Consider the following 19,325-nt stretch of genomic DNA (forward strand, 5'->3'; position numbering starts at 1 on the left):
CGGACGACAGCGGCCTATTCTTCCACGCCCTCGACCCTGCGCCAAAATCGGCCGCCGGGCTCGGGCGCCCACCCCAGCATGGAGAGGATCTCGCGGTCCTTCTTGTCGAAGGCGGACGGGTCGCAGCGCTCGATGAGGTCGGGCCGGTTGGCGACCGTACGGCGGAAGGCCTCGTCGCGCCGCCAGCGGGCGATCTTGCCGTGGTGCCCGCTGAGGAGGACGTCGGGGATGCCCCGGCCGCGCCACTCGGGTGGCTTGGTGTAGACGGGGCCTTCCAGGAGGTTGGCCATGGCGCCGGGGGCGAAGGAGTCGTCCCGGTGGGACTCGGCGTTGCCGAGGACGCCGGGCAGCAGGCGGGCGACGGCCTCGGTGACGACGAGGACGGCCGCTTCGCCGCCGGCGAGGACGTAGTCGCCGATGGAGACCTCGTAGACCGGCATCCGGGTCGCGTACTCGTCCATGACGCGGCGGTCGATGCCCTCGTAGCGGGCCGGCGTGAAGATCAGCCAGGGCCGCTCGGAGAGCTCGACGGCGAGCTCCTGGGTGAAGGGGCGGCCGCTGGGGGTCGGGACGACGAGGACCGGGCCGTGCGCGCCGGCCTCGTAGCCGTCGGCGAGCGTCTGGTCGAGCGCGTCGCCCCAGGGCTCGGTCTTCATGACCATGCCGGGGCCGCCGCCGTAGGGGGTGTCGTCGACCGTGTTGTGCCGGTCGTACGTCCAGTCGCGCAGGTGGTGGACATGGACGTCCAGCTGTCCGCGCGCGCGTGCCTTGCCGACGAGCGAGACGTTCAGCGGTTCGAGGTACTCGGGGAAGATCGTGACGACGTCGAGCCTCATGCCTGCTCCTCGGCGGCCTCGTCGCCGGTCGCCTCGCCGTCGTCCCGGGAGGAGACGATCTCGGCGCGGTCGTCGATCAGACCGGGCGGCGGGTCGATGACGGCCCGCTGCTCCTCCAGGTCGATCTCGGTGACGATCTCGGAGACGAAGGGGATCAGCAGCTCGGTGCCGTCGGGGCGCTCGACGATGAAGAGGTCCTGGGACGGCAGGTGGGAGATCTCGGTGATCCGGCCGATCTCGGTGCCGTCGGCGAGGACCACGTCGAGGTCCATGAGCTGGTGGTCGTAGTACTCGTCCTCCTCCTCGGGCAGCTCCGAGGGGTCGACCTCGGCGATGAGGAGGGTGTTGCGCAGCGCCTCGGCGGCGTTGCGGTCGCGGACGCCCACGAAACGCAGCAGCAGCCGGCCGCTGTGCACCTTGCCGCTCTCGATGGTCAGCGGCCCGGCGGAGGCCGGGTCGGTCAGCAGTACGGCACCGGGGCCGAGCCTGAGCTCGGGCTCGTCCGTCCGCACCTCGACGGTGACCTCGCCCTTGATGCCGTGGGCGCGGCCGATCCGCGCGACTACCAACTGCACTGCTCCACACTCTCCTGTCACACAGCTCGTACGTACGACAACGGGCCGGGGTGGGCTCTTCAGCCCTCCCCGGCCCGTGCCGGCACAACTAAGGTGATGCTGCCGACCTGCTCAGCGGACCTGGTCCACGTCGACGAGGTCGACGCGGATCCCCCGGCCGCCGATGGCGCCCACGACGGTGCGCAGCGCACGCGCGGTGCGGCCGTTGCGGCCGATCACCTTGCCGAGGTCGTCGGGGTGGACCCGAACCTCCAGCACGCGGCCCCGGCGCAGGTTGCGCGAGGCGACCTGCACCTCGTCGGGGTTGTCGACGATGCCCTTCACGAGGTGCTCGAGAGCCTCCTCGAGCATGATCAGGCCTCGGTCGACTCGGTGGACGCGGCCTCGGCCTCGTCCGCCTTCTTGTCGGCCTTCTTGGCCTTCGGGGTGATGGCCTCACCCTTGTCGTCGCCGCCCTCGAGGGTCTTCGCGAACTCGTCGAACGAGGCGCGCTTCGCCTCCTTCGTGGCGGGGACGAGCAGAGCCTTCTCGGGGGCCGGCAGACCCTTGTGCTTCTGCCAGTCACCGGTGAGCTTCAGGATGGCGAGAACCGGCTCGGTCGGCTGGGCGCCGACAGACAGCCAGTACTGCGCACGCTCGGAGTCGACCTCGATACGCGACGGGTTGTACGTCGGGTGGTAGAGGCCGATCTCCTCGATCGCACGACCGTCACGGCGGGTGCGCGAGTCGGCGACGACGATGCGGTAGTGCGGCTGGCGGATCTTGCCGAGGCGCTTGAGCTTGATCTTGACTGCCACTGGAGTGGTGTCTCCTGGTCTTGACGTGGTTGGGCACTTGAGATGCCACGTGGGGTTGCGGTACTCGGATGCCCGATGGACGCGTCAGCCGGAGGAGAGAGGGGTCCTGTGCGACTGTCGAGTACAGCTAGCCATTGTGCCACACCCCGCCGACTCAGTTGGCGGCGCCCACTGTCTCGGGGATGCGGAAGGGCTTGCCGCAGCCGCCGCAGACGATCGGGGCCTGGGCGAGCACGGACGGCACCACGCGCACGTTCCGCCCGCAGTCGCAGACGGCCTTGACGCGCACGCCGCCGCCCGAGGAGCCGTGCCGGGCGGCCGGTCCGCGGAAGGAGCGCTTGGTGTCGGCCGCCGTGGCGACCGTGTGCGCCTTGAGGGCGCGCTGGAGCCGCTCGATGGTGGGCCGGTACCGGCGCCTCGCCTCGGGGTTGAGCGTGACCAGGGAGAAGCCGCTGCTCGCGTGCGGCTCCTCGGGATGGTCGAGGCCCATCTCCTCGGCGATCGCCAGGAATCTGCGGTTGTGGTAGCGGCCGGCGCGGGAGGTGTCGCGGACACCTCGGGCGGCGGCGATGCCGTGGACTGCCTCGTGGAGCAGTCGCTCGAAGGAGAGCTCGGCGCCACAGGCGGACGAGGACTCTCCGATCAGGGACTCGGGCGCGGCAAGATCGGGCAGCTCGGGGTGGTGCCGCTGAATGTCGGCCCACGCCTGTGCCAGCTCTGCGGCGAGAACAGGGGGTGTCGTGCTCACGTCGCGTACAACGAGCCGAAGTGCCCCCGGGTTCCATTCCGGGGCAACCCAAATAATTTGCACGTACCCGTCAGTTGCCCTTGATGTGTCCCGACGCGGGCCAGTGCCCCGATCTGCGGAGAAGTCACGCAGAGATCGTCAAGCCGGTGCGTAGTAGCGCATACGCCCCGGCGCGTGGCCGCGGTGCGCGCGCCCCCGGGGGGCCGGAGCGGCCCGAGGGACTGTTGCGAGGACATTACCGGGTCCGAGCGCAAGGCGGCGCACCGGCCCTCCCCCGGGTGAATCGGTCCGGCGCGAGCACTGGACGCGGCCGGGGAAGCGCAGTTCCCTGACTACGGGGGGCTGTCGTCCGAGCACGGATTGGGGCGCTTTTCCATGACACCTACGCTCGTCCCGCACCACCCCGCGCGTGATTGGGCCGAGATCCAGGAACGGATGCTGGTCCCGCTCTACGAGGCGGTGTACGACCGCCTGGGCGTGGGCGCGGGTACCGGGCTGCTCGGCCTGGGCTGCGGCTCGGGCCTGGCCCTCCTGATGGCCGCCGCGCGGGGCGCGCGGGTGGCCGGCACCGACCGCGACCACGCGCGCGTGGAGCTGGCCAGGGAGCGGCTGCCGGAGGGCGTCACGGTCACCGAGGAGCCGCCGGAGTCTGTCACGTACGACGTGATCACGGCCTTCCACGCGACGCGCGGGACCCTGCCCGAGCTCCGGGCCGTCACCCGTTCGGCCCAACCGGGCGCGGCGGTCGTACTCGCCGGGTGGGGGCCGCCGGAGCGGTGCGCCACGGAGCCGGTGCTGCGGGTCGCCGCCCGGCTCGCGGACCGCGGACCCGCGCCGGGTCCCGACCTGGACGCGATGGTGGCCGGGGCGGGGCTGCGGCCGGCCGGCTCGGGCCGGGTGGCCTGCCCCTTCGGGTACGCGGACGAGGCCAGCGCGGTACGCGGGCTGCTGTCGACGGGCGTCTTCGACGAGGCGGTCCGGGCGACGGAGCACGCGCAGGTGGAGAAGGAGATCGAGGAGGCCCTCGCCCCGTACGTCCGCCCGGACGGGACGGTGTGGATGCCGAACGTCTTCCGGTACGTGATCGCCCGGGTGCCGTAACCCCTCGGGAGCAGCGGGGCTGTCGCCCGGGCGCGACGGCCCCGCCCCCTCAGGACTCCTCGGCGTCCTTCTTCAGGCGCGGGACGCCCGCCGCCCGGTAGGCCGCGTCCTCCTCCAGGGTCTCGTTGGCGAGGAGGGCCGCAGCCAGGGCGTCCAGCTGGTCGCGGTGCTCGCGGAGCTGCCGTACCGCGCTCTCGTAGCACTCGTCGACGATGCGCCGCATCTCCTCGTCGACGGTGTCGAGGGTCGCGGGGGCGGCGGAGAGCCCGTACGCCTGCTGGGCGTCGCTCGGGATGGCGGTGAGCCGGCCGACACGCTCGCTCATGCCCCAGCGGCCCGCCATGCCCCGGGCGATGTTGGTGACCTGTTCGAGGTCGCTCTCGGCGCCGGTGGTGACGACTCCGAAGACGACCTGCTCGGCTGCCATCCCGCCGAGGGCGCCGATGATCCGGCCGCGCAGATAGTCCTCGGTGTAGGCGTACTTGTCGGCGTCGGGGGTCGACAGGGTGACGCCGAGGGCCCGGCCGCGCGGCACGATGGTGATCTTGCGGACCGGGTCGGCGCCCGGCTGGAGCATGCCGAGCAGGGCGTGGCCGCTCTCGTGATACGCGGTCCGGCGCCGCTCCTCCAGGGGCATCACGAGCGGCCGTTCGGCGCCGAGCTGGACCTTCTCCAGGGCGTCGGACAGATCGGACCGGGTGACGGCCTGCTGCTGGCGTTTGACCGCGAGGAGGGCGGCCTCGTTGGCGAGGTTGGCGAGCTCGGCGCCGGTCATGCCGGGGGTGGTCCGGGCCACCTGCTCCAGGTCGACGTCCTGGGCGAGCGGGATCTCCCGGGTGTGGATCTTCAGGATGGCCTCGCGGCCGCCCCGGTCGGGCGGGTTGACGTGGACGATCCGGTCGAAGCGGCCCGGCCGGGTGAGGGCCGGGTCGAGGACGTCGGCGCGGTTGGTGGCGGCGAGGACGATGACCCCCTCGGAGCCGGTGAAGCCGTCCATCTCGGTGAGGATCTGGTTGAGGGTCTGCTCGCGCTCGTCGTGCCCGCCCATCCCGGAGCCGCCGCCGCGCGCCCGGCCGATGGTGTCGATCTCGTCGATGAAGATGATCGCGGGGGCGACCTTGCGGGCCTCGGCGAACAGCTCGCGGACCCGGGAGGCGCCGACGCCCACGATCATCTCGATGAACTCGGAGGCGGAGGCCGAGAAGAACGGCACCCCCGCCTCCCCCGCGACGGCCCGGGCCAGCAGGGTCTTGCCGGTGCCGGGAGAGCCCGCGAGGAGCACGCCGCGGGGCATCTTGGCGCCCATCTCGCGGTAGGCCTGCGGGTTCTTCAGGAAGTCGACGACGTCGTTGAGCTCGCCCTCGACCTCGTCGATGCCGGCGACGTCCTCGAAGGTGGTGCGCTTGCCGCCCTCCAGCTCGACCGGTTTCGGCGGCTGCTTGCGGCCGAGCATGCCGCCCGCGCCGCCCATGCCCGCGCTCATCCGGCGGGCGATGAACACCCACAGCACGACGAGCAGCAGCATCGGGGCCAGCGAGATCAGGAGGTTGGCGAGGAAACTGCGCTCCTGGACGACGGGCTGGGCGGTGACGGTGACGTTCTGCTTGGTCAGCTGCGCCCACAGGTCGTCGTCGGCGAAGGCCGGCCGCTGGGTCTGGAACTTGGTGTAGTCGCCGTCGCCGTCGGGGACGGGCTGCTTGTTCTTCAGCTGGCCCTGGATCGCGTCACCCTTGGAGTAGATCTTGGTGACGTTCCCGGCGGCGACCTGCTTGTCGAACTCGGTGTACGAGATCGTCGGCCCGTCGCCCTCGTTGAAGAACGACAGCACGAGGTTGGCGATCAGGTACACGACGAGCGCGGTGAGGATGAGGCTGCCCCAGCCTCCCGGCATCCGCCTCTTCGGCGACGGGGGCGGCGGGGCCCCTTCCGAGCGCCAGGGCTGGTCGGTCCGGTCGCGCGGGGGTACGGGGTTGGCCACGTGGCTCTCCTCGGGGCGGCAGTGGCCCCAGTATCGAAGAGCGGGAGAAATCGGGCATCGCGAGCGGTCCGGAGGGATGAAAAGGGGCCCGGGGCGGTTTCGCACCGCCCCGGGCCCCTCACATCGGACCGATCAGCCCATGAACTTCTTGAACTCCTCCGGGAGCTCGAAGTCCTTCTGGGTCTGCCCCGCCGCCGGGAGACCGAAGGCGCCGCCGGCCTGCGCCTGCTCGCGGCGCTCGGCCGCGGCCTGCTCCTCGGCCTTGCGCTTCATCGGGTTGCCGCTCTTGCGCTTACCCTTGGCCTGCTTGACCTGCTTCTTCTGCCGGCCGGGGCCGCCGCCCATGCCCGGGATGCCCGGCATCCCCGGCATGCCGCCGCCCTGCGCCATGCGGGACATCATCTTGCGGGCCTCGAAGAACCGCTCGACCAGGCCCTTGACCGCGCTGACCTCGACGCCGGAACCCTTGGCGATACGGGCACGCCGGGAGCCGTTGATGATGGTCGGGTCCTGGCGCTCGGCCGGGGTCATCGACTTGATGATGGCGCCGACGCGGTCGACCTCCTTCTCGTCGATGTTGGCGATCTGCTCCTTCATCTGGCCCATGCCGGGCAGCATGCCGAGCAGCTTCGAGATGGAGCCCATCTTGCGGACCTGCTCCATCTGCGCCAGGAAGTCGTCGAGCGTGAAGCCCTCGCCCTTCTTCGAGGCGAGCTTCGAGGCCATCTTGGCGGCCTCTTCCTCGTCGAAGGTCTGCTGCGCCTTCTCGATGAGGGAGAGCATGTCGCCCATGCCGAGGATGCGGGACGCCATGCGGTCCGGGTGGAACGCGTCGAAGTCGTCCAGCTTCTCGCCGTTGGAGGCGAACATGATCTGCTTGCCGGTGACGTGCGCGATGGAGAGCGCGGCACCACCGCGGGCGTCGCCGTCGAGCTTGGAGAGCACGACGCCGTCGAAGCCGACGCCGTCGCGGAAGGCCTCGGCGGTGTTGACCGCGTCCTGACCGATCATGGCGTCGACGACGAAGAGGACCTCGTCGGGGCTGACGGCGTCGCGGATGTCCGCGGCCTGCTGCATCAGCTCCTGGTCGATGCCGAGGCGGCCGGCGGTGTCGACGATGACGACGTCGTACAGCTTGGTCCGCGCGTACTCGATCGAGTCCTTGGCGACCTGGACCGGGTCACCGACGCCGTTGCCCGGCTGCGGGCCGTAGAAGGCCACGCCCGCGCGGTCGGCGACGACGGAGAGCTGGTTGACGGCGTTGGGGCGCTGGAGGTCACAGGCGACGAGCAGCGGCGAGTGGCCCTGGCTCTTCAGCCAGACACCCAGCTTTCCGGCGAGGGTGGTCTTACCGGCACCCTGGAGACCGGCGAGCATGATCACGGTCGGCGCGGTCTTGGCGAACCGGAGGCGGCGGGTCTCGCCACCGAGGATGCCGATGAGCTCCTCGTTGACGATCTTGATGACCTGCTGGGCGGGGTTGAGGGCCTGGGAGACCTCGGCGCCCAGCGAGCGCTCCTTGACCTGCTTGATGAAGGCGCGAACGACCGGAAGGGCGACATCCGCTTCGAGCAGCGCGATACGGATCTCGCGCGCGGTGGCGTCGATGTCCGCCTCGGACAGACGGCCCTTGCCGCGGAGGTTCTTGAAGGTCGCTGCAAGGCGGTCGGAGAGGGTATCGAACACGGCGGTCGCGGATCCTCGGTGTCGGGGGCGGTCGGATTGCCCTCCAGGGTATCGGGCCGCTCGAAGTGTGTGCCCCCGCCCGCCGAATCCGGCGCACGGGGCGGTTCGGGTCAGGGACTCACCGCAGCGCCTCCTCCAGCGCCCGGGCCAGGTCGATCGCCTCCTCGTCCGGGAGGAGGGAGCCGTCCGGGCGGGTCACGTACAGGGTGTCGACGGCGTTGGCGCCCAGGGTGGAGACGTGGGCGCTGCGCACCCGTACCGCCGCGCCCTCCAGGGCGCGCCCGATGCGGTGGAGCAGGCCGGGGGCGTCCTGGGCGCGGACCTCGATGACGGTGGCGAGGCGGGAGTCGGCGGCGGCGACGGTGACGCGGGGCGGCGGGGCGGCGAGGCCGCGGCGGCGGGGGTAGGCGGCCTCGCGTTCGGCGAGCCGGGCGGGGATGTCGAGGGAGCCGTCCAGGGCGCGGACGAGGTCGGCGCGGAGCCGGGCGGCCTCGGGCAGGGAGCCGTACTCGGCGGCGACCCGCCAGTCGAGGACGAGGACGGAGCCGGATCCGAGGCCGCTGGGGAGGTCGACGGCGCGGAGGTCTGCGGCGCGGACGGTGAGCCGGTGGAGGGCGAGGACGCCGGCGACGGCGGGGAGGACGCCGGGCCGGTCGGGCAGGGCGATGAGGAGCTCGACGCCGACGGGCTCGGGCTCCTCCGCGTCGAGCGGCTCCTCGTCGCGGGTGTGGAGGGCGAGGACGGGTTCGCCGGTGCGCAGGGCCTCGATCGCGAGCCGTTCCTGTTCGGCGCTGGGCGCGGCGGCCTCGGGATCGGGCAGGGGTGCGCCCGCGAGGACCCCGGCGACCCGTTTGACCAGGTCGGCCACGAGCGAGGCGCGCCAGGAGGACCAGGCGGCGGGGCCGGTGGCGAGGGCGTCGGCCTCGGTGAGGGCGTGCAGGAGCTCCAGGGTGCCCAGGGTGCCGACGGCGGTGGCGACGGACTGGACGGTGGCGGGGTCGTCGAGGTCGCGCCGGGTGGCGGTCTCGACGAGGAGCAGGTGGTGGCGGACGGCGGTGGCGATGACGGCCGTGTCGGTGCGGTCGAAGCCGATGCGGGCGGCGAGGTCGCGGGCGATGGTCTCGCCGGCCACGGAGTGGTCGCCGGGCCAGCCCTTGCCGATGTCGTGGAGGAGGGCGGCGACGAGGAGGAGGTCGGGGCGGCCGACGCGGCGGGTGAGCGAGGAGGCGCGCACGGCGGTCTCGACGAGGTGCCGGTCGACGGTCCAGGTGTGGACGGGGTTGCGCTGGGGGCGGCAGCGGACGCGCTCCCAGTCGGGCAGGAGCCGGCTGATGAGCCCTTCGGCCTCCAGGGCCTCCCAGACGGGGACGGTGGCCTCGCCCGCGCCGAGGAGGGTGACGAGCTCCTCGCGGGCCTCGGCGGGCCAGGGCACCGGCAGCGGCTTGGCGGCGGCCGCGAGGCGGCGTACGGCGTGCAGGGAGATCGGCAGGGCGGACTGGGCGGCCGCGGCGGCGGCCCGCAGCGGCAGGACGGGGTCGCGTTCGGGCCGGGCGCCGCGGGCGAGGACGACCTCGCCGTCCATCTCGACGACGCCCTCGGCGAGCGGGGTGCGCTCGACGGGCGGTTTCGCGGCGCCGTTCCGGCTGAGGAGGGTACGGAGCCGGGCCGGACGGGCGGAGCGGGCCTTGAGGACGCGGTTGACCTCGCGCCAGGTGACGTCGGTGGCGTACGAGATGGTCCGGGCGGCCTCGTACACCTCGCGGAGCAGGGTGTCGGCGTCGAGGAGGCCGAGTTCGGAGGCGACGGCGTCCTGTTCCTGGAGGGCCAGCCGGTCGGTGGCGCGGCCGGTGGCGAGGTGGAGGGCGTCGCGGGCGTCGAGGAGGCGGCGGCGGGCCGTGTCGAGGCCTTCGCGGGGGGCGTCGGCGAGCCAGGAGGCGGCGACGGCGCGCAGCACCTGGGCGTCGCGGAGGCCTCCCCTGGCCTCCTTCAGGTCGGGTTCGAGGAGGTACTGCAGCTCCCCCGCGCGTTCGGCGCGCTCGCGGCAGAGGGCGTCGAGCTCAGGGAGCCGCCGGGGGGCCTGGTTGCGCCAGTCGGCGAGGACGGTGGTGCGCAGGGCGGCGACGAGCCCGGTGTCTCCGGCGAGGGGCCGGGCGTCGAGGAGGCCGAGGTGGACCTTGAGGTCGTCGGCGGCGGTGGCGCGGGCCTCGGCGGGGGTGCGGACGGAGTGGTCGAGGGCGAGGCCGAGGTCCCAGACGGGGTACCAGATCCGGTCGGCGAGGGCGGCGACGGCGGCCTTGTCGGCGGTGCCGTCGTGGAGCAGGAGGAGGTCGAGGTCGCTGCGCGGGGAGAGTTCGGCGCGCCCGTAGCCGCCGACGGCGACGAGGGCGGTCCCGCGGGGCGGTGCGGCGGCGGCGAAGAGGCCGGCCAGCCAGTCGTCGGTGAGCCGGGCCAGAGCGGCACGGCGCGGCGGCCCGGGCCGCTCCTTCTCCTGGAGGAGGAGCAGCCGGGCCGCCGCGTAACCGCCGGGTCCCGAATCTTCGGTCTCTTCGCTGACTTCGAGGCTCGTCACCCGGCGGCTCCTTCGTGTGCTTACAGTGCGTCCGGACCGCGCTCGCCGGTGCGGACCCGTACGGCGGTCTCGACCGGCACGCTCCACACCTTGCCGTCTCCGATCTTGCCGGTTCGGGCGGCCTTCACGACGACGTCGATGAGCTGTTCGGCGTCCTCGTCCTCGACGAGGACCTCGATGCGGATCTTGGGGACGAGGTCGACGGTGTACTCGGCGCCCCGGTAGACCTCGGTGTGGCCGCGCTGGCGGCCGTAGCCGCTGGCCTCGGTGACGGTGAGGCCGTGCACGCCGAACGCCTGGAGGGCCTCCTTGATCTCGTCGAGCCGGTGCGGCTTCACGACCGCTGTGATGAGCTTCATGCGTCCACCTTCTTGTTCTCGCTCGGGACGGGCGTGGCCACGGAGGTGCTGCGTCCCGTGCTGCCGCCGCCGGCTCCGCTGAAGTCGTACGCGGTCTCGGCGTGCTCGACCTGGTCGATGCCGGAGACCTCGTCGTCCTCGCTGACCCGCATCCCCATCGTCTTGTCGATGATCAGGGCGAGGACCGCGGAGGCGATCAGAGAGTAGGCGAGGACCGCGAAGACGCCGACGGCCTGCTTGCCGAGCTGCTCCAGGCCGCCGCCGTAGAAGAGGCCCTTGGCGTCGGACTGGACGCCGCCGGTGGCGAAGAGGCCGACGAGGAGGGAGCCGAGGACACCGCCGACGAGGTGGACGCCGACGACGTCGAGGGAGTCGTCGTAGCCGAACTTGTACTTGAGGCCGACGGCCATGGCGCAGGCCAGGCCGGCGATGGCGCCGATCGCGATGGCGCCGAGCGGGGAGCAGGAGCCGCCGGAGGGGGTGATGGCGACGAGGCCGGCGACCGCGCCGGAGGCGGCGCCGAGGGTGGTGAAGGAGCCGTGGCGGAGCTTCTCGTACGCGAGCCAGGCGAGCATGGCGGCGGCGGTGGCGACCTGGGTGTTGACGAACATCACGGCGCCGACGCCGTCGTCGTTGCCGAGCCAGGAGCCGGCGTTGAAGCCGAACCAGCCGAACCAGAGGAGACCGGCGCCGAGCATGACCAGCGGGAGGCTGTGCGGGCGCATCGGGTCCTTCTTGAAGCCGACGCGCTTCCCGATGACGAGGATGACGCCGAGGGCCGCGGCACCGGCGTTGATGTGGACGGCGGTGCCGCCGGCGAAGTCGATGACGCCCATCTCGAAGAGCCAGCCGCCCGCGCCCCAGACCCAGTGGGCGACGGGGAAGTAGACGATCGTGACCCAGAGGGTGATGAAGAGGGCCCAGGCGGTGAACTTGACGCGGTCGGCGAGGGCGCCGCTGATGAGCGCGGGGGTGATGATCGCGAACATCAGCTGGAAGACGGCGAAGACGTACACCGGGATGGTGTAGCCGTCCCAGAGTTCGGTGATGCCGATGCCGCTGAGGCCGACGTAGTCGGAGGTCCAGCCGATGATCGAGCCGGAGTCGGTGCCGAAGGCGAGGCTGAAGCCGAAGAGCACCCAGAGGATCGTGACGATCCCGAGGCTGATGAAGCTCATCATCAGCATGTTGAGGGTGGACTTGACGCGGACCATGCCTCCGTAGAAGAAGGCGAGCGCCGGGGTCATCAGCATGACCAGGGCGGAGCAGATGAGCATGAACCCGGTGTTGGCGGCAGACAGCTCGGGGGCGTCTGCGGCCAGGGTCGTGATGGCTGGTGCCATCGGCGTCTCCTCGTCGTCGAATGCGGCCGTGCGGGGCGGGGCCGGGGAGCGTCCGGCCTTGAGGGGTGGCCGGTTATGGGCCAGAGATTCGCGCAGCGCGGTTTCCGCCGATGCCGCTCGATGTTTCGGCGCAGTGACGAAGGGGTGGGGCGTGTTACGTGACCGTGAACGGCCGTGTCGGTCCCGGGCGACGCCCGGGGAAACGAACCGGCCGCGCCGGGCGTCCGTGTGACCTTGCGGCGGGGGAGCCGAGTCGGGCTTTACGGGACGTCCGGCGCGGCCGGGGTCTGTGCGGGCCCCCGGAGCGGGGCCGGGGGGTCGGGGCCTGGGGCCCCGGGGGGGTCAGACCGCTTCGGCGGCCTCGGGCAGGAGCTGGGTGAGCCGGTCGGTGAGCTGGACGACCTCGGCGACGTCGCTGTAGTTGCGGGCGGCGTGGTCGACGGTCTTGCGGAGCCGGGTGTTGACCCGCTCGGAGCGGATGCTGCGGGCGACCCCGAGGGCCTTCTCGGCGAGGACCACGGACTGCTCGGGCTCACGCTTGAGGAGGTGGACGGTGGCCATGCCGATCAGATTGAGCGCGTAGGACCGCTGGTGGTCGGGGTCCTTCTCGAAGAGCTCGACGGCCCGCTCCATGACGGGCTCGGCCAGCGAGGCGTAGGTCGGGGAGCGGCCGGCGACGTAGGCGAGGTCGCGGTAGGAGTGGGAGTTCTCGCCGTTGAGCTCGGCCTCGGAGAAGAAGCCGATCCAGTCGGGCTCGGGCTCGCCGTCGAGGCCGACGTCGGCGAAGGTGTCCTCGGCCATCCGGACGGCCCGCTTGCACTTGGAGGGCTGCCCCATGTTGGCGTAGGCGCGGGCCTCCATCGCATACAGCATGGCCTGGGTGCGGGCGGTGGCGCAGTCCCGACTGCCGTACTGGGCGAGGTGGATGAGTTCGAGGGCGTCGTCGGGCCGTCCGAGGTGGATCATCTGGCGGCTCATCGAGGACAGGATGTACGAGCCGAGCGGCTTGTCGCCGGCCTCCTTGGCGGCGTGCAGGGCGAGCACGAAGTACTTCTGGGCGGTGGGCTGGAGACCGACGTCGTAGCTCATCCAGCCGGCGAGCTCGGCGAGTTCGGCGGCGCAGGTGAAGAGGCGCTTGGCGGTGGCGGCGGGCTGGGACTCCTGGAGGAGGTCGGTGACCTCGTGGAGCTGGCCGACGACGGCCTTGCGGCGCAGTCCGCCGCCGCACTGGGCGTCCCACTTGCGGAACATGGCGGTGGTGGACTCCAGGAGGTCGAGCTCGATCTCGGAGAGCCGGTTGGGGCGGCGGGCGTCGACGATCGGCTCGGGGCGCTCGATGTCGCCGGCCGGGGTGGGGACGAGCCAGCGCTGCATCGGTTCGATGAGGGCGGGTCCCGCGGCGAGCTGCAGGGAGGAGCCGAGGAAGCCCCGGCGGGCGAGCATGAGGTCGCTGCGGGAGAACTCGCTGAGCAGGGCGACCGTCTGCGGTCCCGCCCAGGGCAGGTCGACGCCGGAGACGGAGGGCGACTGGTGGGCGCTGCGCAGCCCGAGGTCCTCGATGGCGACGACAGAGCCGAAGCGCTCGGAGAAGAGCTCGGAGAGGATCCGCGGGATCGGCTCGCGGGGCTGCTCGCCGTCGAGCCAGCGGCGCACGCGGGAGGTGTCCGTGGAGATGTGGTGCGCGCCCATCTGGCGCGCCCTGCGGTTGACCTGGCGTGCCAGTTCGCCCTTCGACCAGCCGCTGCGCACGAACCACGAGCCCAGCTGCTCGTTCGGGCGCTTGCCGGCAGTCGTACCGTCTGCGCCGTTGCCGCTCACTGGAACGCCCCCATCCACCTGATGACCTGTCGTACGAACCCCTATCAGAATGCCGTCTCTCGCGGCACCCGTCCGACGTTCACACTCCTTCGAACTGGAAACCGGGTTGCCACCGGCATACCCACGCGTGCAAGCGATCCCGAGCTTCGAGTACCGAAAGTAATCCTACGATCACCCCTCCACGAGGGCGATTCAAGAAACGCCACCATTCGCCACCCCTTCGAATGAACTCGCCACGCGTGGAACGCGATTCACTTGACATGCGACGAACCGGAGTCGGCGGACGGAAGCGCGGAGAGGCGCGTGTCCCGGTCCGCACCACCCCTCTCACTACCGTGCGCCACACTCGGCGACGGACCGCGACGAAGGGTGACGGCGGTGCTCCGGGTCGTAACCACCGGCGCGCTCGACCCGTTGGAGGGGGCATGGGTTTCACGATCGGCGGCATTCGTGAGATGCGGTCCGGCGCACGCCGCCGCGTACGCACCACGGAGTGCACAGCGGTGGCCGAGTACACGGGACTTTGGGGCTGGGACGTCGTCCCCGGCGCGCGGGCCGTCTCCGGCCAGTGCTCCTGCGGCGATCCGGCCTGCGCGGCGCCCGGCGCGCACCCCCTCTCCTTCGCGGAACCGGTCCCCGCGGGCGCCGGCCTCGACGACGCCGTGAAGGCCTGGTCCGAGTACCCGGGCGCGGCGCTGCTCCTCCCGGTCGGCCGCGCCTTCGACGTGATCGAGGTCGCCGAGGCCGCGGGCCGGCGGGCGCTGGTGCGCCTGGAGCGCATGGGGCTTCCCCTCGGCCCGGTGTGCGCCACCCCGACCGGCCGGGCGCGGTTCTTCGTGGCCCCGGGCGCGGCGGCCCAGCTGCCGCAGCTGCTGTACCGGATGGGCTGGGACGACGCCGATCTGGACCTGCACTGTCTGGGCCCCGGCTCCCACATCACCGCTCCCCCGTCGGACCTGGGCGGGCGCGGGCCGGTCCGCTGGCTGCGGCCCCCGACGCTGGACACGGCGGGCGCGCCCCCGCAGGCCCGGCTGCTGCTCGGGACGCTGGCGTACATCTGCCACCGGACGCACTTCTGAGGACGCGGAAGGGCCCCCGCCAGGAGTCGGCGGGGGCCCTTCCGTATGCCGTACGAGGTGTCAGTCGCCGATCAGGGCGTCGACGAAGGCGCCCGGCTCGAAGGGCGCCAGGTCGTCCGGGCCCTCGCCGAGGCCGACCAGCTTGACCGGGACGCCCAGATCGCGCTGGACGGCGACGACGATGCCGCCCTTGGCGGTGCCGTCGAGCTTGGTCAGCACGATGCCGGTGATGTCGACGACCTCGGCGAAGACGCGGGCCTGGATCAGGCCGTTCTGGCCGGTGGTGGCGTCGAGGACGAGGAGGATCTCGTCGAGCGGGCCGTGCTTCTCGACGACGCGCTTGACCTTGCCGAGCTCGTCCATGAGGCCGGTCTTGGTGTGGAGCCGGCCGGCGGTGTCGATGAGGACGACATCGGCCTTCTCGGCGATGCCCTCCTTGACCGCGTCGAAGGCGATCGACGCCGGGTCGCCGCCCTCCGGTCCGCGCACGGTCCGGGCGCCGACGCGCTCGCCCCAGGTCTGGAGCTGGTCGGCGGCGGCGGCGCGGAAGGTGTCGGCGGCGCCGAGGACGACGGACTTGCCGTCGGCGACCAGGACACGGGCGAGCTTGCCGGTGGTGGTGGTCTTGCCGGTGCCGTTGACGCCGACGACCATGACCACGCCCGGGGTGTCCTCGGGGCTCTCGGTCTTCACCGAGCGGTCGAAGTCGCCGAGGAGGGCGACGAGCTCCTCGCGGAGCAGTCCGCGCAGCTCGTCGGGGGTGCGGGTGCCGAGCACCCTGACGCGCTCGCGCAGCCGGTCGACGAGCTCCTGGGTGGGCGCGACGCCGACGTCGGCCGTGAGGAGGGTCTCCTCGATCTCCTCCCAGGTGTCCTCGTCGAGGTGCTCGCGGGACAGGAGCGTGAGCAGCCCCTTGCCGAGCGAGTTCTGGGAGCGGGCGAGCCGGGCGCGGAGCCGCACGAGGCGGCCGGCGGTGGGCTCGGGCACCTCGATCTCGGGAGCTGCGGGCTCCTCGACGAGGGGCTCCTCGACCGCGACCGGGGCCTCGGGGACCTCGGCGGTGGGGAGCTCGACCTCCTCGACGGTGCGGCGTGGTTCTTCCCGCAGCGTCTCCGCCTCGTCGCCGACGTGCGGTTCGGCGGGCGGAGCGGTGATGGTCGGCGTGGTGGACGGCGGCTCGGCCGGCGGCAGCTGCTTCTTCTTGCGACCGCTGATCACGAGCCCGCTTGTCACGGCGACCGCGACGACCAGAGCGATGACTACAGCAAGGATGAGTTCCATAACGCCTTCCAGTATGGCGTGACCTCACCCGAGTCCCCTCGTTCCTCCTAGGAGGCACGCCCCCGCGGGCCGGCCCGGCCCGCCGTTCGGCCGTGTGCCGACGGGAAGCCTCTCGGGGCGGAGTCACAACCCGTCCAGTATCGGACCGGTTCAGGCGTGCGAGGCGCGCCCAGAGGGTGCGTCAGCCCATTCCGTGGGTTGACGCACCCTTTGCGCGGTGAAGCGCGACTGACGGCGGCGATCGCCGCGCCGGTCGACAAGCCGGCCGGTTCCACGGCGATGATGGTCGCGGGCATCGGCACGATCGCGGCCGGCGGCATCAGCCGGGTGCCCTCGGGCCCGGACTTCACGCGCTACCTGCCCCGTACGGCCTCGTCGCGGGCGATGGTCGGCTCGACGATCGACGGCGCCGGAATCGTGGTGTCGCGGGCGTGCTGTACGCGTGCTGCCGCGCACTCCCGGGAAGGCGGCGGAACCTGTCGCCGAGGTCCGCGAGACCGTTTCCATCTGACGCTCCGTCAGCTACTGTCCCCCTTCCGCGCACCTGCGAAGGGGGACTTTCCCATGCCGTTCAGCGTCGTACGGTTCAACCTCGTCGATCCCCGTGCGACCCCGGACTCCCTCTCGGAGCGCTACCGGGCCGCGCTCGCCATGGCCGCGTACGCCGACGAGCACGGCGTCGACACCGTGCAGACCGAGGAGCACCACGGGGTCGAGAACAACTGGCTGCCCTCCCCCTTCGCCTTCGCGGGCGCGGTCTTCGGCGCGACGCGCAGGATCGCGGTCACGGTCTCGGCGATCATCGGCCCGCTGCACGATCCGCTGCGCCTGGCCGAGGACATCGCGGTCCTGGACCTGCTGAGCGGGGGCCGTCTGGTGACGGTGGCGGGGATCGGCTACCGGCCGGAGGAGTACGAGGAGCGCGGGGTCGACTGGGGGCGGCGGGGCAAGCTCCAGGACCTGCTCCTGGAGACCCTCCTCACGGCCTGGAAGGGGGAGCCGTTCACGTATCAGGGCCGTACGGTACGGGTCACCCCGCGGCCGTTCACCCGGCCGCATCCGCTGCTCCTGGTCGGCGGGTCCTCGCGGGCGGCGGCGCGGCGGGCGGCCCGGCTCGGGCTGCCGTTCTTCCCGAGCGCGCACCTTCCGGAACTGGAGACGTACTACCGGGAGCGGTGCGCGGAGTACGGCACGGAGGGCTGGACGATGATGCCGGCGAAGGAGACCCCGCTGCTGCACCTGTCGGAGGACCCGGACCGGGCGTGGGCGGAGTACGGGGAGCACTTCCTGCACGAGGCGCGGACGTACGCCTCCTGGCAGTCGAAGGACATCCGCTCGGCGGTGCGGTCGGCGGCGACGACGGTGGCGGAGCTGCGGGCGGAGGGGGTGTACCGGGTGGTCACTCCGGAGGAGTGCCTGGCGCTCGGTCTGGAGAGCCTCGTCCTGCATCCGCTGTGCGGAGGGATGCCGGTCGAGGAGGGGTGGCGGAGCCTGCGGCTGTTCTGTGACGGGGTACTGCCGCGGCTCACGGCGTGAGCGACGGGGTCTTCCCACGGGCTAACGGCATGAGCCACGGGGGCCTCCCGCGGCTGACGGCGTGAGCGACGGGGTCCTCCCGCGGCTCACCGCGTGAAACGAGTACTGCCCCGGCCGGAGGCGTGAGGCCTCGGCCGGGGCAGTCGTCGTGAGGAGAGGGGCAGCGGGGTTTAGCCCATCTCCTCCAACGCCTTGCCCTTCGTCTCCTTGACGTACCTGAGCACGAAGGGGATCGAGAGCACGGCGAAGATCATGTAGATCACGTAGGTGCCGGAGAGGTTCCAGTCCGCGAGGGACGGGAAGCTGGCGGTGATAGCCCAGTTGGCGATCCACTGGGCGAAGGCGGCGACGCCGAGGGCGGCGGCGCGGATGCGGTTGGGGAACATCTCGCCGAGGAAGACCCAGACCACCACGCCCCAGGAGAGGGCGAAGAAGAGCACGAAGACGTGGGCGGCGACGAGGGCCACCACGCCCTGGGTCTCGGGGAGCTTGCCGTCGACGAGGTCGGCGGAGAAGGCCCAGGCCTCGAAGGCGAGGGCGATGGCCATGCCGACGGAGCCGACGAGGGCGAGCGGCTTGCGGCCGACCCGGTCCACCAGGACCATCGCGATCACGGTGCCGATGATGTTGATGATCGACGTGGTGAACGAGTAGAAGAACGAGCTGGACGGGTCGATGCCGACGGACTGCCAGAGGGTCGCGGAGTAGTAGAAGGCGACGTTGATGCCGACGAGCTGCTGGAAGACCGAGAGTCCGATGCCGACCCAGACGATGGGCAGGAGCCTGGACCTGCTGCCGGCGACGAGCAGGTCCTTGAAGGTGGACTTGTGCTCGCTGCGCATGGCCGCGTCGATCTCGGCGACGCGGTGGTCGAGGTCGACGCCGTGGCCCTCGACCTCGGCGAGGACCTCCTTGGCCCGGTCGGTCTTCCCGACGGAGATGAGGAAGCGGGGGGACTCGGGGATCGCGAAGGACAGCATGCCGTAGAGGAGCGCGGGGACGACCATCACGCCGAGCATCCACTGCCAGGCCTCGATGCCGGCGATCTCACCGCGCTGGTCGCCGTCGGCGAGCTGGAGGATGCCGTAGTTGACCAGCTGGGAGATGGCGATGCCGATGACGATCGCGGCCTGCTGGAAGGAGCCGAGGCGGCCGCGGTAGGCGGCGGGGGCGACCTCGGCGATGTAGGCGGGGCCGATGACGGAGGCCATGCCGATGGCGAAGCCGCCGATGATCCGCCAGAGGGCGAGGTCCCAGAGGGCGAAGGGCAGCGCGGAGCCGACGGCGCTGACGGCGAAGAGCACCGCGGAGATCTGCATGCAGCGGATGCGGCCGATGCGGTCGGCGATCCGCCCCGCGGTGGCGGCGCCGATGGCGCAGCCGATCAGGGCGATGGCGATGACCTGGGCGAGGGTGCCGGAGCCGATGTCGTAGCGGTCGCGGATCGCCTCGACGGCGCCGTTGATGACGGAGCTGTCGTAGCCGAAGAGGAAGCCGCCCATCGCGGCGGAGGCCGTGATGAAGATGACGTGGCCGAGGTGGTCCGGGTGAGCGGCTCGGCCTTCGGAAGGCGGCGGCGTGGGCGCCTGCGCGGTGCTGGTCACATGGACTCCTCGGTG

At 71.9% G+C, this 19,325-nt stretch carries 16 protein-coding genes and 1 pseudogene; 4 read left to right on the forward strand and 13 right to left on the reverse strand.

What is annotated here, in order from left to right:
* Positions 1–14: 14 nt before the first annotated feature.
* The 5 genes from trmD to AC07AW_RS00550 form a co-directional block, all read right to left on the reverse strand.
* A complete protein-coding gene (gene trmD / locus AC07AW_RS00530; protein WP_041131460.1) occupies positions 15–836 on the reverse strand; it encodes a tRNA (guanosine(37)-N1)-methyltransferase TrmD in 822 nt (273 codons plus the stop codon).
* Positions 833–1,411, reverse strand: coding sequence for a ribosome maturation factor RimM (gene rimM / locus AC07AW_RS00535; protein ID WP_478813358.1), 579 nt, complete (start codon positions 1,409–1,411; stop codon positions 833–835). Before rimM ends, trmD begins: the two co-directional genes overlap by 4 nt.
* Before the next feature lie 111 nt (positions 1,412–1,522).
* Entirely contained in the window at positions 1,523–1,762 is a 240-nt protein-coding gene (locus tag AC07AW_RS00540) for an RNA-binding protein (protein ID WP_020868149.1), read from the reverse strand.
* Between the two features lie 2 nt (positions 1,763–1,764).
* Complete coding sequence (gene rpsP, locus AC07AW_RS00545) at positions 1,765–2,208, reverse strand: 30S ribosomal protein S16 (protein ID WP_015036470.1); 444 nt, start codon at positions 2,206–2,208, stop codon at positions 1,765–1,767.
* Positions 2,209–2,362: 154 nt separating this feature from the next.
* Positions 2,363–2,956, reverse strand: coding sequence for a hypothetical protein (locus AC07AW_RS00550; protein ID WP_030690647.1), 594 nt, complete (start codon positions 2,954–2,956; stop codon positions 2,363–2,365).
* A gap of 375 nt (positions 2,957–3,331) precedes the next feature.
* On the opposite strand from AC07AW_RS00550, the gene AC07AW_RS00555 reads away from it, so the two are divergent.
* Positions 3,332–4,057, forward strand: a complete 726-nt coding sequence (locus AC07AW_RS00555) for a methyltransferase domain-containing protein (RefSeq protein ID WP_478813359.1) — start codon at positions 3,332–3,334, stop codon at positions 4,055–4,057.
* A 49-nt stretch (positions 4,058–4,106) separates the two neighbouring features.
* Here AC07AW_RS00555 and ftsH read toward each other — a convergent pair whose 3' ends face one another.
* From ftsH to nsdA, 6 genes are all read right to left on the reverse strand, one after another.
* Positions 4,107–6,035, reverse strand: coding sequence for an ATP-dependent zinc metalloprotease FtsH (ftsH, locus tag AC07AW_RS00560; protein WP_478813360.1), 1,929 nt, complete (start codon positions 6,033–6,035; stop codon positions 4,107–4,109).
* A 132-nt stretch (positions 6,036–6,167) separates the two neighbouring features.
* Positions 6,168–7,721 (reverse strand): signal recognition particle protein, encoded by a 1,554-nt coding sequence (ffh, locus tag AC07AW_RS00565; RefSeq protein ID WP_478813361.1) that lies wholly within the window; start codon positions 7,719–7,721, stop codon positions 6,168–6,170.
* A 118-nt stretch (positions 7,722–7,839) separates the two neighbouring features.
* Entirely contained in the window at positions 7,840–10,290 is a 2,451-nt protein-coding gene (locus AC07AW_RS00570; protein ID WP_478813362.1) for a [protein-PII] uridylyltransferase, read from the reverse strand.
* A 20-nt stretch (positions 10,291–10,310) separates the two neighbouring features.
* Positions 10,311–10,649: a P-II family nitrogen regulator gene (locus tag AC07AW_RS00575; RefSeq protein ID WP_015036464.1), complete on the reverse strand. Its 339-nt coding sequence runs from the start codon at positions 10,647–10,649 to the stop codon at positions 10,311–10,313.
* On the reverse strand, positions 10,646–11,992 hold the full coding sequence (locus tag AC07AW_RS00580; RefSeq protein ID WP_478813363.1) for an ammonium transporter: 1,347 nt from the start codon (positions 11,990–11,992) through the stop codon (positions 10,646–10,648). The genes AC07AW_RS00575 and AC07AW_RS00580 overlap by 4 nt, the downstream gene beginning before the upstream one ends.
* Positions 11,993–12,334: 342 nt before the next feature.
* Entirely contained in the window at positions 12,335–13,810 is a 1,476-nt protein-coding gene (gene nsdA, locus AC07AW_RS00585) for a transcriptional repressor NsdA (protein ID WP_478813364.1), read from the reverse strand.
* 425 nt (positions 13,811–14,235) lie between these two features.
* On the opposite strand from nsdA, the gene AC07AW_RS00590 reads away from it, so the two are divergent.
* A complete protein-coding gene (locus tag AC07AW_RS00590; protein ID WP_478813365.1) occupies positions 14,236–14,889 on the forward strand; it encodes a bifunctional DNA primase/polymerase in 654 nt (217 codons plus the stop codon).
* Between the two features lie 60 nt (positions 14,890–14,949).
* Here AC07AW_RS00590 and ftsY read toward each other — a convergent pair whose 3' ends face one another.
* On the reverse strand, positions 14,950–16,170 hold the full coding sequence (gene ftsY / locus AC07AW_RS00595; RefSeq protein WP_478813366.1) for a signal recognition particle-docking protein FtsY: 1,221 nt from the start codon (positions 16,168–16,170) through the stop codon (positions 14,950–14,952).
* 156 nt (positions 16,171–16,326) lie between these two features.
* On the opposite strand from ftsY, the pseudogene AC07AW_RS00600 reads away from it, so the two are divergent.
* Positions 16,327–16,608, forward strand: a pseudogene (locus AC07AW_RS00600) (cytosine permease); the annotation flags it as partial.
* Between the two features lie 126 nt (positions 16,609–16,734).
* Complete coding sequence (locus AC07AW_RS00605) at positions 16,735–17,706, forward strand: LLM class flavin-dependent oxidoreductase (protein WP_478814357.1); 972 nt, start codon at positions 16,735–16,737, stop codon at positions 17,704–17,706.
* Between the two features lie 170 nt (positions 17,707–17,876).
* Here the strand turns inward: AC07AW_RS00605 and AC07AW_RS00610 are convergent, their stop codons facing one another.
* Positions 17,877–19,310, reverse strand: coding sequence for a sugar porter family MFS transporter (locus tag AC07AW_RS00610; RefSeq protein WP_478813367.1), 1,434 nt, complete (start codon positions 19,308–19,310; stop codon positions 17,877–17,879).
* Positions 19,311–19,325: the final 15 nt, after the last annotated feature.

The organism is Streptomyces sp. NPDC044003 (assembly GCF_056435185.1).

What these genes read in the sequence shown, in the direction of transcription:
- trmD (WP_041131460.1), bottom strand. Translation starts at nt 836, where the DNA reads ATGAGGCTCGACGTCGTCACGATCTTCCCCGAGTACCTCGAACCGCTG.
- AC07AW_RS00540 (WP_020868149.1), bottom strand. Translation starts at nt 1,762, where the DNA reads ATGCTCGAGGAGGCTCTCGAGCACCTCGTGAAGGGCATCGTCGACAAC.
- AC07AW_RS00555 (WP_478813359.1), top strand. Translation starts at nt 3,332, where the DNA reads ATGACACCTACGCTCGTCCCGCACCACCCCGCGCGTGATTGGGCCGAG.
- AC07AW_RS00575 (WP_015036464.1), bottom strand. Translation starts at nt 10,649, where the DNA reads ATGAAGCTCATCACAGCGGTCGTGAAGCCGCACCGGCTCGACGAGATC.
- AC07AW_RS00580 (WP_478813363.1), bottom strand. Translation starts at nt 11,992, where the DNA reads ATGGCACCAGCCATCACGACCCTGGCCGCAGACGCCCCCGAGCTGTCT.
- AC07AW_RS00590 (WP_478813365.1), top strand. Translation starts at nt 14,236, where the DNA reads ATGGGTTTCACGATCGGCGGCATTCGTGAGATGCGGTCCGGCGCACGC.
- ftsY (WP_478813366.1), bottom strand. Translation starts at nt 16,170, where the DNA reads ATGGAACTCATCCTTGCTGTAGTCATCGCTCTGGTCGTCGCGGTCGCC.
- AC07AW_RS00605 (WP_478814357.1), top strand. Translation starts at nt 16,735, where the DNA reads ATGCCGTTCAGCGTCGTACGGTTCAACCTCGTCGATCCCCGTGCGACC.